Origin of the sequence: Micromonospora salmantinae, from assembly GCF_022230905.1 — a bacterium.
In the GTDB taxonomy this organism is placed as follows: Bacteria; Actinomycetota; Actinomycetes; order Mycobacteriales; family Micromonosporaceae; genus Micromonospora; species Micromonospora salmantinae.
Genome location: NZ_JAKKFG010000023.1, coordinates 109,339 through 122,627 on the forward strand (window position 1 = coordinate 109,339; position 13,289 = coordinate 122,627).

Below are 13,289 nucleotides of genomic sequence, written 5' to 3' on the forward strand. Positions count from 1 at the left end.
GGACCGGGGGAGAGGCGCGAAGGGCTGGGAATGTGACGGTGGCGTTGCTATCAGGTGGCGGAGTTCATGTTGGCGTTAACATCGATGGCTGTCAAGGTATGGTGGCCGCCCTCCTGGCCGGAGCAGCCGCCGTCGCGCACCTGGAGGTAGTGTCCTCGGCGTGCTGCGACGGTGGGCTCTGGCGATCCTGATGGCGGCGTTCGGCGTGCTGGTGGCGGTGACGCAACTGGCCGATGGTCTGCCCGTCGTCGGCGGCGTCGAGTTGGTGGTCTTCCTGGCGTTGGCGTTGCTGCTGTCACCGTGGGCCTTTCCCCGCTCGATGGGCGCCGCCGAGGCGCAACGGGCCAGCGCGGTCGACGGCCGGCCGATCGTGTACTGGCGTCCCGGCTGTCACTACTGCCTCCGGCTCCGGTTCTCCCTCGGCCGGCTCGCGCGGCGGGCGCACTGGGTGGACATCTGGCGTGACCCGGCCGCTGCCGCCGCCGTCCGGGCGGTAGCCGGCGGCAATGAGACAGTGCCCACCGTCGTGCTCGGCGACCAAGCCGTCGTGAACCCCGACCGGGCCTGGTTCCGCCAGCAGCTCGGCTCGTCCTGACCCGACGGCACCCTCATCTCAGGAGGTCACCGGCGAGGTACACCGCGAGCGGGCGGCGCAGCACAGTGATGTCGCTCGTCGGGTCGCCGTCCACGATCAGCAGATCAGCGTTGAACCCCGGGCGGACCCGGCCCTTGCGTCGCCCCAGACCACACACCTCGGCACCGACCGAGGTCGCTGCGGCGAGAGCGACCGTGGCGGGAATGCCGCAGACCACGTACTCGACCAGCGTCTCGGGCAGGATCCCGTGCGGCTTCGCGGGGCCGAGACCCGCGTCCGAACCCGCCACCAGGCGGACCCCGGCCCGGTGCAGCGTGGCAACGCCGTCGCGCAGCGCGGCCTCGCTGAGCCCGGCCCGCGCCGCCATCTCCACCACCTCGAGTGGCGTGACCACGGCCGGGTCGGTGCCGAGCGTGGCACAGACTGCCACCCCGGACGCGGCCAGTCGGTCCGCGAGCTCAGCGGGGACACGGGCGCCGGCCGAGGTGACGCAGGTGCAGTGTTCGATACCGTCCACACCGACGCGCAGCGACTGCTCGACCGCGCCGAGCGCGTGCGCGTGAGCGGTCACCGGCAGGCCCAGATCGTGGGCCTGCGTCAGCGCGGCGGTCAGCTCCTCGTCGGTGAACTGCGGCCTCGTGGTGTCGGTGCCCGGGGTGAACACCCCGCCGCTGGCCATGACCTTCACCAGATCGGCCCCGGCCGCCGCCCGCAGACGTACGGCCTCGCGGACCCCGTCGACACCGCTCGCCTCACCCCCCAACGACCAGCAGTGCCCGCCGACGCTGGTGAGCGGTGCGCCCGACCCCACCACCGTCGGAAGGTCGTCCCGCACCCGCCGATCCCGCCAACGCAGCACCGCGTCACGCCGGTCGCCCAGGTCCCGGACCGTCGTGACGCCGGCCGCCAGGTGCCTACGTAGTGACGCCTCGACGACCGTGTCGAGGTCTGACTCGGGACGATCGGCGAGCCGGCCGAGCGCGTCGGGCCCGGCGTCGGCGCACAGGTGCACGTGCGCGTCGACCAAGCCGGGCAGCAGCGTGCCGTTCGGCTCCTCGCGCACCGGCCAGCCTTCCGGCGCCCCGGCGCTACCCCGGCGCACGTCGGCGATGCGCCCGCCGTCGACCAGGACCAGCACCCCGCCGTCCACGAGCCGTTCGCCGTCGAACATCCGGGCCACCCGGACCGCATGTTTCGTCATCGTCACCCCATCCCACACCGCTCGGCGCAGCTGCCACCGGTCATGGCCTGACCATCGCACCGCCGAGTGCGCGCAGCCTCCCTCGCCAGAGCGATGTCTCGTCCCCCAGCCGAGTTAGCGATCCGCCCGTACGGTGTCCGTGCGGAATCCGCCCTTTGCTCTGCACCCGCCCACGCACCACGCACGGTCCGTAACTGGCGAATGGGCGGGTGCAGAGCAAAGGTGGGGTGCCTCTGGTGTGGCCGGTGGGGGTCGGCGCCCCGCGCCACCTGCGCGACCCGGACGGATGTCTGGTCGAGGTCGGACAGGGTCCTTGGCCCACCCGTTCGCCGGGGTCGTCGTCCCGTCGTATCTCCATGGCATCATGCTGGGCCATGGATCATCAGGGGCAGTTTCGTCGTGCAGCGCTCGAGGTGGGCATTCCGGATGACGAGCTCAGCAGGTTCACCGACCACCTGCGTCTGTCGATCCGGTTGAGCGGCGGTTCCGGCGGTGCCCCGGTCGGGCAGTTCGGTGGGTTGCCCCGACTACCGGTGGGCACCGACTGGCCGACCGCCGGAACCAGTCCGTTGCCATTCATCTTCTCCGTGGACTGTGCGGCGCTGCCGAGAATCGACGGCTTCGGCCTGCCGGCAGACGGCTCGCTGCTCTTCTTCCTGGCCCACCAGGAGGACCACCTGGCCGGTGGCACCGGAGACCGGAGGTACGCGCGGGTCGTGTACGTGCCGGCCGACACCGATACCGAGGTGGCGGAAGAACCGAGCATCCCCAACTTCGTCGGCGAGCAGTACGACGTCCGCGCCACGCTGGTCGCGGAGCTGCCCCCTTGGATCGCGACGCACGACGACGACGAGGACGACGAGGACGACCTGTCGCCCTTCCAGCAGCAGTTGGTCCGTGACCTGGAGCGTGACCTGCCGCACCTGGAGGAGCTCCGTGCGCTGGCCGACGACCTCTGGTCGCCCGATGGAGGGCTTGCCAGCGCCGATATCGGCGGGTACGCCGACGACGAGGTGATCAGGAGTATCGCGGAGCAGACCCTCGCCGGACGGGAGAAGGCCGGCGAGATTGTCGTCCCGGTGGCGCAGTGGTATTCCCAGGTGGAGAAGGAGAAGCACCGGCTGACGAGCGAATGGGTGTCGCTCGCCCGTTTTTCCGTGGCCGACGAGTTCTACTACGGCAGCTTCGTCATCCGCCACGACGACCTGGCCGCCGGTCGGCTGGACGAGGCGCTCTCCGTGACCGATTTCAGTGAGTAGAACAGCGCCAGGCAGCGCAGGTGCGCTGCCTGCGGTCGTCCGTCGATCGAGCGGCCGGCTACCCTGACCTGCGGTGCCTCGACACCGCGTGACACGAGGAGTCGATGCTGACATGACGGCAGGGCGACCGATGCCGACCCAGGACGAGGTGCTCGGGTACTTCGACACGCTGTCCAACTGGGGGCGATGGGGCGACGACGACGAACTCGGCACGCTGAACCACATCACCGACGGCGTCCGGCTCGCGGCGGCGCGGGCGGTGCGGTACGGCAGGAGCGTGTCCTGCGCGTGGGAGGTCGTCGCACCGGGAGACATGGAGCGGTCGACGACGACGTGCCCGTGCACCGCCGACATGCCGGGTGCCGAGAACATGCCGCCCGCGTTCCACGCCGACCGGCGTTGGGGCTTCTCGTCCGAGCGGCTGGGCATCTCTTTCCACGGCAACACCCTCACCCACCTCGACTCGCCGTGCCACATCTACTGGGACGGCACGATGTACAACGGGCGGTCGCACTCGTTCGTCGACGCCGCGACGGGCTCGGCGTGGGCGGCCGTCACGGCGGCCGCGAACGGGATCGTCACGCGTGGTGTCCTGGTGGACGTCGCGGCGGCCCGCGGTGTGCCGTGGCTGGAGCCGGGGGAGGGCGTGTCTCCCGACGATCTCGAGGAGGCCGAGCGTCGCCAGGGGGTGCGGGTGCGCCCCGGCGACGCGATACTCCTGCGGACCGGCTATGGCCGTTTCCGGCACGAGAACGGTGCGGCCAGCGGCTTCACGCAGGCCGGCTGGCACGCGTCCTGCCTGCCGTGGCTGCATGAACGGGGGGTGGCGTTGATCGGCGCCGACACACCACAGGACGTTCAGCCGTCGGGGTACGACGACGTGTTGATGCCGGTCCACGCCGTGAGCCTCGTCGCGATGGGCCTGTGGATGCTCGACAACTGCGACCTGGAGGCGTGCGCGACGACGGCTGCCGAGCTTGGCCAGTGGGACTTCCACCTGGCAGTCGCACCGGTCCGCTTCGCCGGCACGTCCGGCAGCCCGGTCAACCCGATCGCCACCTTCTGACCGTCGCGGCGCACTCCCAGCGCCAGCCTCGCAGTGGTAGCCACCGCACCGCGGTACGGGCCCCCGGGTCCGACGCGGTGCGGCATAATGCGATGAGTTATCGAAGTACGTAAATCTATGGCAGGGGTGTCCGCCGTGGTGCGATGCGGTCGGAGCAACCAGGCCGGGCCGGTAGCCGCAGGCCGGCACCGGGTCAGGTTCCGAGAGGGCTACCACCATGACCATGCCACGTTGGCGAGGCGTACCCGCCCGGGTCCGCGCGGTCCTCGCCGCCGCCGTGTCCGTCCTCGTCATGGTGCTGCTCAGCGCCGCCGGTCCGGCCAACGCCGCCGATCCGCCGCACCGGGTGGCCAACCCCTACGTCGGAGCCCAGCTCTACGTCAATCCCGAGTGGGTCGACCGCGCCATCGCGGAGCCCGGCGGCGACGCGGTCGCCGGCCAGCCGACAGCGGTCTGGCTGGACCGGATCGCCAGGATCGAGGGAGACGACGGAAGGATGGGCCTGCGCGAGCACCTGGACGCCGCCGTGGCACAGCACGCCGACCTCGTCCAGTTGACCCTGTACAACCTGCCGGCCCGCGACTGCGGCCGGCGGGCCCCGCAGGGTGAGCTGTCGATCGGGGACCTTGCCCGGTACCGGGCACAGTTCATTGATCCGATTGTCGAGATCCTCGCTGCGCCCGACTACGCCGACCTGCGGATCGTCGTTTTCGTCGAACCGAATTCGCTGCCCGACCTTGTCGTCAACACCGGCAACCGGTACGCGGCCACACCGGCCTGTGACGACGCGCTGGCGCGCGGCACCTACCAGCACGGGGTCGGGTACGCCCTGGCCCGGCTCGGTTCCCTGTCCAACGTCTACTCGTACCTCGACATCAGTCACCACGCCGAAGTCGGCTGGCCGGAGGACTCCGGTCCGCTGACGGCGCTGCTGTCGCAGGCCGCGACCACCGCAGGCAGCACGGTGGCCGACGTCCATGGCTTCGTGGCCAACACCGCCAACTACTCGGTCCTGCACGAGGAGTACTTCCGCGCCGACGATGTCATCAACGGCCAACCGGTGTACCAGTCGAAGTGGGTCGACTGGAACCCGTTCATCGACGAGGTGCCCTACGCGCGACACCTGCGGGGACTGTTGACGGAGGCGGGCTTCTCCCCGGACGCGGGCGTGATCGTCGATACCTCACGCAACGGCTGGGGCGGCCCGAACAGACCCACCGGCCCGGGCCCCTTTGTCGATCTGAACAGTTACGTCGACGGCAGCCGGATCGACCGGCGGGCGGTGACCGGGAACTGGTGCAATCAGAGGGGTGCCGGCCTCGGGCAGCGTCCAGTCGCCACGCCGGAACCAGGCATCGACGCCTACGTCTGGGTCAAGCCGCCCGGCGAGTCCGATGGCACCAGCGGCAGCCCGAACGCCGGCCAGCCGTACGAGCCGTTGTGCGACCCGAACTACCTGCCACCTCGCGGATCCGCGTACGACACCGGTGCGATGCCCGGCGCCCCGCCGCTCGGAGAGTGGTTCCCGGCGCACTTCCGTCAGTTGCTGGCCAATGCCTGGCCGCCCCTGTGACCGTGGTTCCACACTGACACACTGGGACGGCGACACCGACCCGGTTCGGCGCTGCTCAGCTCAGCTCAAGGACGGGCCGGGTCAGGATCTCGTCGGCGTACCCACGCATCCGCAGCCGTCGTCCTCAGGCCGGGTACACCGTGTCCTGAAGGCCGACCGGCACGGTCAGACCGTGCCGGTCGGCGATCTCCTCGGCGAGGCGGCGCGCGGCACCATCGGAGAGGTTGTTCCACTGCGCGAAAGTGAGATCGGCGTACGACACCGCGCAAGGATAGGACCGGACTCCCCGCTCCCGCAGGCGTGATATCGCTGTGGAACGTCACGACCCGAACGCGTAGCCGCCGGGTCGGACCGGGTAGCGGGAAAGGTTGAACGGCGCGGTGTCGATGCAGTACCGCTTGGCGGGTCTGGTCGGATCGCCGCCGGCCTGGAGCGTCTCGATCTGGTCGGCTCGACCCGGACCGCCCTCAATGATCTTGATAGCGAAGACGTGGTTGACCATTGGGCTGCCGCCCTCCGGGACGACAGCGGTTACCAGTGCGGTGTCGCCCACCACGCTGACGCACGTCACCTCGGCCTGTCCCTCGCTCGCCACACTCCCGTCGGGCCTCGCGTGTCGGAAGTGGAACACGCCGTGGCCTGTCCCGTGGCGGTCGACCCAGCCCAGGACGCCGAACCGGATCTGATGATCGACCAACCCGGGCTCGTTGTAGACGAACCCGCCGAGGCCGGCGATCCACGCACCCGGCGTGGCGGGCACCTCGGGTGGGTCCTGGTCGTCGGCCTGCGCCGACACCGGGGCACCGACTACTGTCACGACCCCGGCGAGCAGGGCGACAAGCAACCTGCGGATTTTCATGGTTTCTCCATTCTTCGAACCCTGGCTGCGCGTCGGCCGTGGTTGACGGCCACGGCGATGACGAGCGGCCCCCACGCGAGCAGGGGGGCGTAGTAGCGGAGCACCTCCCATCCGGGGGTCGGGTGCACCGGTTCGTCCTCTCCGATGCCCACCCAGCCGCTCTGCACGAGATGGAACCTGTGGTTCAGGAGGAGGTACACGCAGATGGCGACGAGCAACCAGCCGCCGGTCAATGCGATGCGCACGACCGGACGCGCCGGGATGCAACGGCCTCCGATGCGGGGCACCCAGTGCGGAACTCGCTGTCCCCACCGGTGCACCAGCCCGAGTGTCAACAGGGCCAGTCCCATCGACAACGCGGACAGGAAGACCATGTACCGGTGCGTGGTGCCATCGTCGGCGAACACCAACGACAGTCGCCAGAGCGCGGACGGCAGGACGCAGAGCGGGACGGCGTAGGCGGCCCAGATCGCCCAGGCCGGCGGGGCGGCGGTTTCGACGCGGGCGGAGTCGGTGGGGCTCATGGGTGCTCCGATCCTGGGAGGTCGGTCATGGCGGCGTCGGCCCACCCGTCCCACACGTCGGACCAGCGGGTGTCACCTGTGAGCAGTTCGCCGACGAGCACCGCGATGCTCAGCACGCCGTAGGTGACCAGCGTGAGTGCCACCACGCCGGCCGGGATCACCGCCAGCCGTCGGGGGACCTGTCGACCGTGCAGTCCCGGCACCCAGCGCGGAAACTGCTGCCCCCACCGCCGCACCAGCCCGAGCACGAGCAGGCCGGCGAGCGGCGGGACGAGCGTGATCGCGACACCGGTCGGCGTGGAGAGGTTCTGCTCGATGTCGTTCAGTTCCCGCTCGGAAATGCCGACCGGGACGCCGAGCACCCACAGCGCGTGGGGCACGGCCCAGCCGACCACCGGCAGCGCGACGGCGACGTACGCCCAGCGGCGTGTCCACCGCGGCACCGGCCGGTAGCCGACGGCGACCGGTCCACGCCGGGGCCCGGAGGTGTTCGCGAGCCCGGCGAACAGGACGCCACCGGCCACCAGCGCCAGCCGGGCTCCGAGGTCACGCCAGTCCGAGGGCCGCCCCGCCAGCGCCGCCGGGATCTCGAAAAGCAGGTGCAGGGGGAACGCGACCACCAGGAGCAGCGCGGCCGCAGCCCAGCTGCCGGTGGTCGTCCAGCTGCCGGGCATCCGGACCGTGCACGCGAGCACCACCGCGAGGGCGACGCCGACTCCCACCGCTCCCCACCCTGACCAGAACGGCAACGCCACGACCTGGTCCGCACCGCACCCGCCCGCCGGATCTACCAGATCGGTGCGATCGCAGGCGGTGTACCCCCACCGGCCACCTGCGATCCAGTAGAGCCGCTGAGCCATCGCAGTGACGACGAACACGGCACACGCCAGCGCCCACTGTCTGGTGCGGGTCGGTACTTCAACGACAGCCATGGACCAACGATCGCCGGCTGCGAATCAATTCTCCTCCCCGACGAAAGGGGAGGCGCTCCCTCCGCTGGGGGACGGGCCGGAAGCTGAGCCCGGGTGTGCGCTCTATCGCTCAGCCCGGGCTCGGGTGCGGGCGGTGCCCGGCCGCCCGCCCGCACCCGATCGGTTCGGCCTAGTGGGACGGCGCCGGGGTCGCCCGGTTCAGCGCGGGCGGGCGGACCGGCGACGCCTCCTCCAGGTAGGGCCAGAGCGCGTCACCGCCGTTGTACAGGCTGCGGTCCTGCCTGCGCGCGTCGAACAGCGCCGTGAAGCCGGGGTGGCGTTCTTGGCGAAGAAGTCGTTCGCCAGGGTCGCGATCCGGTACGTCGACGTGAGGAGGACTTCCTCGGTGGCAAACCGGTAGCTGGCGTGCCGCGCGGCTGACACTGTGTCCCGGCCGCGATGATCGCGGCACGATCGTCGTCGCGCCGGTCAGCTGCGTCGGTCGGCCCACAACGGGCTGTCCACGTAGTGGTTGTCGTAGCGGTCCTGGGTTTCGCCGACGTCCTGCCAGGTGGCTTCGCCCTGGTGCACCTTGTCGAGCAGCCGGTAGTAGTCGAACCGGGGCTTGCCGGGGGTGATCACGACGAGGAAGTCGGCGTCCTGGCCGTCGGCGGGGGCGAAGGCGTGTGGGGTGTTCGGCGGGACGAAGAGCGCGTCTCCCTTGTGCAGGGTGTGCAATTCGTCGTCGACGAGCATCTCGAGGGCGCCGTCGAGAATGAAGAACAGCTCACCGGAGTGGGTGTGCAGGTGCGGCGGCGCACCGTCGGTGCCGTGCCTGAGCAGGGTGCGGTTGCTGGTCAGGGTGCCGCCGGTGTGCTCGGGGTCGAGGAGCAGCGTGATCACGCTGGCCGGATCGCTGTCGAGAACCTCGGCCTGGGCTGCGCGTACCAAAGTCATTGTCGGCTCCTTCGTCGTCCGTCGATTCCTGGACACTAGATGTCCAGAATCGGTCGACACCAGCGATCATGTCCTGCGTCACAAATCCTGGACATGTAAAGTCCAGGATCATGAGGATGAGTCAGGGTGTCGAATGGGCCCTCCACACGTGCCTGAACCTGAGCTGGCTGGACGCCCCGGTGCCGACCAGCACCCTCGCCGCCTACTACGAGCTGCCGCCGGCGTACCTGAACAAGCAGCTCCAGGCCCTGGCCCGGGCCGGGATCCTCACGTCGACCTCGGGGCCACGCGGCGGCTTCCAGCTGGCCCGGACCCCGGCGGCGATCTCTCTGCTGGACATCGTGGCCGCGATCGAGGGCCCGGAGGAGCTGTTCCAGTGCGACCAGATCCTCCGCAAGGGCCCGGGCGAACACGCGGGCGTCGACTATCGACAGTCCTGCGCGTTCGCCCAGGCGATGCGGGGCGCCGACCTGGCCTGGCGGCGGGAGTTGGCCGGCAAGACCGTCGCTGACGTCCGGGCCGATGTCGAGCGCGGGCACCCCGAAGCGCCGGCCAACACCCGCGCCAGGATCTCGGAACTGCGCTAGGTAGCGTGTTCCGGCCCGCGGTCAGCGGCCGTGCACCTCCAGCTCCCACAGCGAGTAGCCGTACGCGGGCAGGGCCCGCTGGGTGCCCTGCACGCGCAGATAGCGGCCGGTGGCCGAGATGGCGATGTCGTCCACACCGCCGTCGCCGGTGGCCGTGGTGTGCACCGACGACCAGGTGACGTTGTCCGGGGAGACCTGGATCTGGTACGCCCGCGCGTACGCCGCCTCCCAGGTCAGCCGAACCCGGTCGAGCGTGCGGGGCGCGCCGAGGTCCACCGAGATCCACTGCGGGTCGGCGTACGCGCTGCCCCAGCGGGTGGTCGTGTTGCCGTCCACGGCGTTGGCCGCCGCGTGCGCGCTGCCCGGCTCGACACTGGAAGCGGTGACCGGCTTGCCCCGGGAGAGCAGTGTGCCACCGGCGGCGGTGCCGTAGACGTTGAGGTCCCACAGCGAGTAGCCCCACTGGGTGGCGCGTTGGGTGCCGTACACCCGCAGGTAACGGCCGGTGCCGTTGACAGTGAGGTCGTCGACGCCGCCGTCTCCGGCGGTCGTGGTGTGCACGGGCGACCAGGTGACGTTGTCCGGCGACACCTGCACCTGGTATGCCCGCGCGTGGGCCGTCTCCCAGGCCAGCCGAACCCGGTTGATCGCGTACGGGGCTCCCAGGTCGACGGTGATCCACTGCGGGTCGGCGTACGCGCTGCCCCAGCGGGTGGTCGTGTTGCCGTCCACCGCGTTGGCTGCCGCGTGCGCGCTGCCCGGCTCCACGCTGGACGCCGCCACCGGCCGGCCCTGGGCCAGGTCGGTGGCGGGCGGCTCACTCGGACCGTCGGTCTTGATCCGTACGTTGCGGTAGTTGATGTCCATCCCGGCGCCGTCGTTCTGCAACCCGATGTAGCCGTTGGCGATGGCCCGGCTGCTGACGTAATCGTTGATCTTGACGCCGTTGAGCCAGATCTCGACCCGCTGGCCGTGCACGCCGATCTCGTAGGTGTTCCAGGAGCCGGGCGGGTTGAGCGCCGCCGCGCGGGTGGCCTGGTCGGGTGCCTGGAAGCTGTAGACGCTGCCGGTGGTGCGCGTCGGGTCGCCGTCGGTGGCGTCGATCTGGATCTCGTGACCGGCGGCGACCGGGCCCCACGGGTCGCCCTGCGGATCGGGGAACCCGATGAAGACCCCACCGTTGTCGTCGCCCGGCATCATCCAGTCGACCTTGAGTGAGTAGTTGGCGAAGGTGCGCACCGGGTACCAGAGCAACCCCATGCCACCGTTCGACGTGAGGGTGCCGTCGGCCACAGTGAAGCCGCCCGGCCCCGCCTGCCGCCACTGCCCGAGGCTGGCCTGGCTGCCGTCGAACAGCGGGGTGTAGCCGGGCTCCGGCCGGCAGTCGGCCGCCACCGCCCCGGCCGCCACCTGGATGCCGCCCAGCAGCATCCGGGTGAAGTTGGGGTCGGCGTAGCTCTGCTCGGTGTGGCCGAGGCCGGTGTACCAGGAGCGTCCGCCGCCATAGCTGTGGCACCAGGTGATCGGGTGGTCACCACCCATCGACCCACCGGTGTACGACAACTCGTCGAGGCTGGCCAGCACCTTGACCGCCGAGCGGGGGTTGGTCCGGTAGTTGTACCACTCGTCGGTGCGGGTCCAGGTCGACGGCAGGTGCGCGGTCGAGGCGTTGGAGCGGTCCTCGACTCGCACGGTCGCCTGCTGGGTGGCCGGGTGCGAGGCGAAGTACCCGCCGACCAGCCCGCCGTACCACTGCCAGTCGTACTCGGTGTCGGCGGCGGCGTGCACACCGACGAAACCGCCGCCGGCGGCGACGTACGCCTCGAACGCACCCTGCTGACCGGCGTTGAGCACGTCGCCGGTGGTGCTGAGGAAGACCACCGCCTGGTACTGGGCGAGATTGGCAGTGGTGAAGGTCGCCGCGTCCTCGGTGGCGGTGACGGTGAAGCCGTTGGCCGCGCCGAGCTGCTGGATGGCGGCGATGCCGTTGGGGATGGAGGAGTGGCGGAAGCCGGCGGTCTTGGAGAACACCAGGACCTTGGCCAACGGTGCGGCCTCGGCCGGGCTCGAGGCCACCGTCACCGCCCCGGCGGCGAGCGTGAGTCCGGCGACGACGGCGGCGGCGAGCGTGCTGATGGCGCGTCTGCGCATGCAGGGCTCCTTGTGAGGAAGTGCCCGATGTGCCCGCGTCCGCCGAAACGAGGGCGATGTCGAGACGACGCGGAGCGGTGCCACCAGGCCGGCTTGGCGCCAACCGGATGAACATCGATCCACATCGTTGATATGCAGTTAACATCGGCCCGCCGGTAAGGGTCAATCCCTCGGGATTGTCCGGATCGCCTCAGGAACGGTGCGCCGCCACGTTGATGACGTTGCCGTCCGGGTCGCGGACGAAGAACCGTCGCACGCCCCACGGCTCGGTGGTGAGCGGGTGCACGATCTCATGGCCGAGCCGCTGCGCCTCGGCATAGGCGCCGTCCACGTCGTCCACCTGCACGCTGATGACCGAGTCCTCGGGTGCGGTCGCGTCGCCGGAGACGAGCTGCACGGCCACGTCGGGGTCGGGCGAGGTGTAACGGGCTACCCAACCCAGGTTGAACGCCTCCGTGCTCAAACCGAGAAAGTCGGTGTAGAAGCCCTTGGCGGCGCTGACGTCAGCCACCGGAAGGTTGGGCAGAATGCGGATGACGCGCATGTGGGCCTCCAGCTCACTCGATTGGGACCTGTGATTATCCGCCTGACACCGCACCTGCCGTGGTGAGTCGTGGCGGCGTGATCACCACCGACGACCTGAGCGGTGCCGAGAACTGATCCGACGGGGCCGTCTCCCGGCCCCAGCATCCCCACGTCGAACGAGCGGCCCACGGATCGACACGGGCCCCGGAACATCTTTCCCTTGTCGCGGCGTGGTCACTGTCGCTCGTCCTCCGGCGGTGCCGTCAGTTCGGCGTGCCGCACTGTGAAGTTGCCGCGAGTCACCGTGGCGAACGCCGCCGGTGCGAGGCACGTACCGATTCGGGCTGGGCCCCACTGGCCTTCCTCGTCCTGGTCCATGCTGGCTGACCAGGTGAAGCCGACCCGGTCGCCGCCGCGCCCGCCGTCCTGCACGCTGAATCCGACCCGCTTACCGACGAGATCATTGGCCATCTGGTCGGCGCGGGTGACGATGCCGGTCAGGGTCGCGTGACCCGGGCTGGTGATCATGCAGTCCACCGACGCTTCCCACCGTACGGTGATGTCGGCTGCGGCCAGCCAGTGTGAGACTCGCACCGTCCCCGCCGCGTCCGCCGGGGTGCCGTTCTCCCCTCTCGGAATCGGGAGCGGGCGGCTGTACGGCGCCGACCGGGCGTCGAAGGTGAACGCTTGCACGTCGCCGTCCTGCCCGTACGGCAGGACGAACTCCGCCGATCCGGTCACCCGCGCCGGTCGATGGTCCGCCGCCCCGGCCGGCGTCGCCGCCGCGACTGCCATCGCCGCTGCGGCCATGCCCCATCCGAGTGTTCTGCGCATCGTCGTCCTCCCAATCTGGCCGCGGCACCGCGGCCCTGCGATGCCTTTACGGTCGACCAACTGGGAGCAGGAGTGATCCCCTTCACGGGGGGAACCACTCCCTCGCGCCTGGGACACCGGACCTCGCTTGCGGGAGAGCGCGCAGGCGCGGGGCCGTCCGGGCGAAACCCGGAATTCCGAAGCTTGATTCAATAGGCGATCGTCAATAGATTGAGGGTGGGCGCCGCCGGGGTCCGGGGGACCGGGC

Annotated in this window: 14 protein-coding genes; 5 read left to right on the forward strand and 9 right to left on the reverse strand. The window is 70.3% G+C overall.

What is annotated here, in order from left to right; translation table 11 throughout:
• Positions 1-160: 160 nt before the first annotated feature.
• On the forward strand, positions 161-595 hold the full coding sequence (locus PSH03_RS18855) for a glutaredoxin domain-containing protein (protein WP_210783595.1): 435 nt from the start codon (positions 161-163) through the stop codon (positions 593-595).
• Between the two features lie 13 nt (positions 596-608).
• Here PSH03_RS18855 and PSH03_RS18860 read toward each other — a convergent pair whose 3' ends face one another.
• Positions 609-1,796: a metal-dependent hydrolase family protein gene (locus PSH03_RS18860; RefSeq protein WP_210783593.1), complete on the reverse strand. Its 1,188-nt coding sequence runs from the start codon at positions 1,794-1,796 to the stop codon at positions 609-611.
• Positions 1,797-2,209: 413 nt separating this feature from the next.
• Between PSH03_RS18860 and PSH03_RS18865 the strand changes: the two genes are divergently transcribed.
• From PSH03_RS18865 to PSH03_RS18875, 3 genes are all read left to right on the forward strand, one after another.
• Entirely contained in the window at positions 2,210-3,055 is an 846-nt protein-coding gene (locus tag PSH03_RS18865; RefSeq protein ID WP_238689920.1) for a DUF1963 domain-containing protein, read from the forward strand.
• A 112-nt stretch (positions 3,056-3,167) separates the two neighbouring features.
• Complete coding sequence (locus tag PSH03_RS18870) at positions 3,168-4,121, forward strand: cyclase family protein (RefSeq protein ID WP_238689921.1); 954 nt, start codon at positions 3,168-3,170, stop codon at positions 4,119-4,121.
• Between the two features lie 217 nt (positions 4,122-4,338).
• Positions 4,339-5,694, forward strand: coding sequence for a glycoside hydrolase family 6 protein (locus PSH03_RS18875; RefSeq protein ID WP_238689922.1), 1,356 nt, complete (start codon positions 4,339-4,341; stop codon positions 5,692-5,694).
• Positions 5,695-5,818: 124 nt separating this feature from the next.
• On the opposite strand, the gene PSH03_RS18880 is transcribed toward PSH03_RS18875, so the two are convergent.
• The 5 genes from PSH03_RS18880 to PSH03_RS18900 form a co-directional block, all read right to left on the reverse strand.
• The gene (locus PSH03_RS18880) at positions 5,819-5,956 is read right to left on the reverse strand and encodes a hypothetical protein (protein WP_210783756.1); all 138 of its coding nucleotides are present in this window, start codon (positions 5,954-5,956) and stop codon (positions 5,819-5,821) included.
• A 57-nt stretch (positions 5,957-6,013) separates the two neighbouring features.
• Positions 6,014-6,553, reverse strand: coding sequence for a hypothetical protein (locus tag PSH03_RS18885; protein ID WP_210783587.1), 540 nt, complete (start codon positions 6,551-6,553; stop codon positions 6,014-6,016).
• Positions 6,550-7,077 (reverse strand): hypothetical protein, encoded by a 528-nt coding sequence (locus PSH03_RS18890; RefSeq protein ID WP_210783585.1) that lies wholly within the window; start codon positions 7,075-7,077, stop codon positions 6,550-6,552. The genes PSH03_RS18885 and PSH03_RS18890 overlap by 4 nt, the downstream gene beginning before the upstream one ends.
• Entirely contained in the window at positions 7,074-8,009 is a 936-nt protein-coding gene (locus PSH03_RS18895) for a hypothetical protein (protein WP_210783583.1), read from the reverse strand. Before PSH03_RS18895 ends, PSH03_RS18890 begins: the two co-directional genes overlap by 4 nt.
• A 468-nt stretch (positions 8,010-8,477) precedes the next feature.
• Complete coding sequence (locus tag PSH03_RS18900; RefSeq protein WP_210783580.1) at positions 8,478-8,945, reverse strand: cupin domain-containing protein; 468 nt, start codon at positions 8,943-8,945, stop codon at positions 8,478-8,480.
• Positions 8,946-9,055: 110 nt separating this feature from the next.
• Here PSH03_RS18900 and PSH03_RS18905 point away from each other — a divergent pair, with 110 nt between their 5' ends.
• Positions 9,056-9,532, forward strand: a complete 477-nt coding sequence (locus tag PSH03_RS18905; RefSeq protein ID WP_238689923.1) for an RrF2 family transcriptional regulator — start codon at positions 9,056-9,058, stop codon at positions 9,530-9,532.
• 21 nt (positions 9,533-9,553) lie between these two features.
• On the opposite strand, the gene PSH03_RS18915 is transcribed toward PSH03_RS18905, so the two are convergent.
• The 3 genes from PSH03_RS18915 to PSH03_RS18925 all read right to left on the reverse strand — a co-directional run bounded on the left by PSH03_RS18915 (position 9,554) and on the right by PSH03_RS18925 (position 13,042).
• The gene (locus PSH03_RS18915; RefSeq protein ID WP_308194388.1) at positions 9,554-11,683 is read right to left on the reverse strand and encodes a ThuA domain-containing protein; all 2,130 of its coding nucleotides are present in this window, start codon (positions 11,681-11,683) and stop codon (positions 9,554-9,556) included.
• A 190-nt stretch (positions 11,684-11,873) separates the two neighbouring features.
• A complete protein-coding gene (locus tag PSH03_RS18920; protein WP_210783576.1) occupies positions 11,874-12,227 on the reverse strand; it encodes a VOC family protein in 354 nt (117 codons plus the stop codon).
• Positions 12,228-12,442: 215 nt separating this feature from the next.
• Positions 12,443-13,042, reverse strand: a complete 600-nt coding sequence (locus tag PSH03_RS18925) for a hypothetical protein (RefSeq protein WP_238689924.1) — start codon at positions 13,040-13,042, stop codon at positions 12,443-12,445.
• Positions 13,043-13,289 lie beyond the last annotated feature (247 nt).

What these genes read in the sequence shown, in the direction of transcription:
- PSH03_RS18860 (WP_210783593.1), bottom strand. Translation starts at nt 1,796, where the DNA reads ATGACGAAACATGCGGTCCGGGTGGCCCGGATGTTCGACGGCGAACGG.
- PSH03_RS18870 (WP_238689921.1), top strand. Translation starts at nt 3,168, where the DNA reads ATGACGGCAGGGCGACCGATGCCGACCCAGGACGAGGTGCTCGGGTAC.
- PSH03_RS18875 (WP_238689922.1), top strand. Translation starts at nt 4,339, where the DNA reads ATGACCATGCCACGTTGGCGAGGCGTACCCGCCCGGGTCCGCGCGGTC.
- PSH03_RS18885 (WP_210783587.1), bottom strand. Translation starts at nt 6,553, where the DNA reads ATGAAAATCCGCAGGTTGCTTGTCGCCCTGCTCGCCGGGGTCGTGACA.
- PSH03_RS18890 (WP_210783585.1), bottom strand. Translation starts at nt 7,077, where the DNA reads ATGAGCCCCACCGACTCCGCCCGCGTCGAAACCGCCGCCCCGCCGGCC.
- PSH03_RS18895 (WP_210783583.1), bottom strand. Translation starts at nt 8,009, where the DNA reads ATGGCTGTCGTTGAAGTACCGACCCGCACCAGACAGTGGGCGCTGGCG.
- PSH03_RS18900 (WP_210783580.1), bottom strand. Translation starts at nt 8,945, where the DNA reads ATGACTTTGGTACGCGCAGCCCAGGCCGAGGTTCTCGACAGCGATCCG.
- PSH03_RS18905 (WP_238689923.1), top strand. Translation starts at nt 9,056, where the DNA reads ATGAGGATGAGTCAGGGTGTCGAATGGGCCCTCCACACGTGCCTGAAC.
- PSH03_RS18915 (WP_308194388.1), bottom strand. Translation starts at nt 11,683, where the DNA reads ATGCGCAGACGCGCCATCAGCACGCTCGCCGCCGCCGTCGTCGCCGGA.
- PSH03_RS18920 (WP_210783576.1), bottom strand. Translation starts at nt 12,227, where the DNA reads ATGCGCGTCATCCGCATTCTGCCCAACCTTCCGGTGGCTGACGTCAGC.
- PSH03_RS18925 (WP_238689924.1), bottom strand. Translation starts at nt 13,042, where the DNA reads ATGCGCAGAACACTCGGATGGGGCATGGCCGCAGCGGCGATGGCAGTC.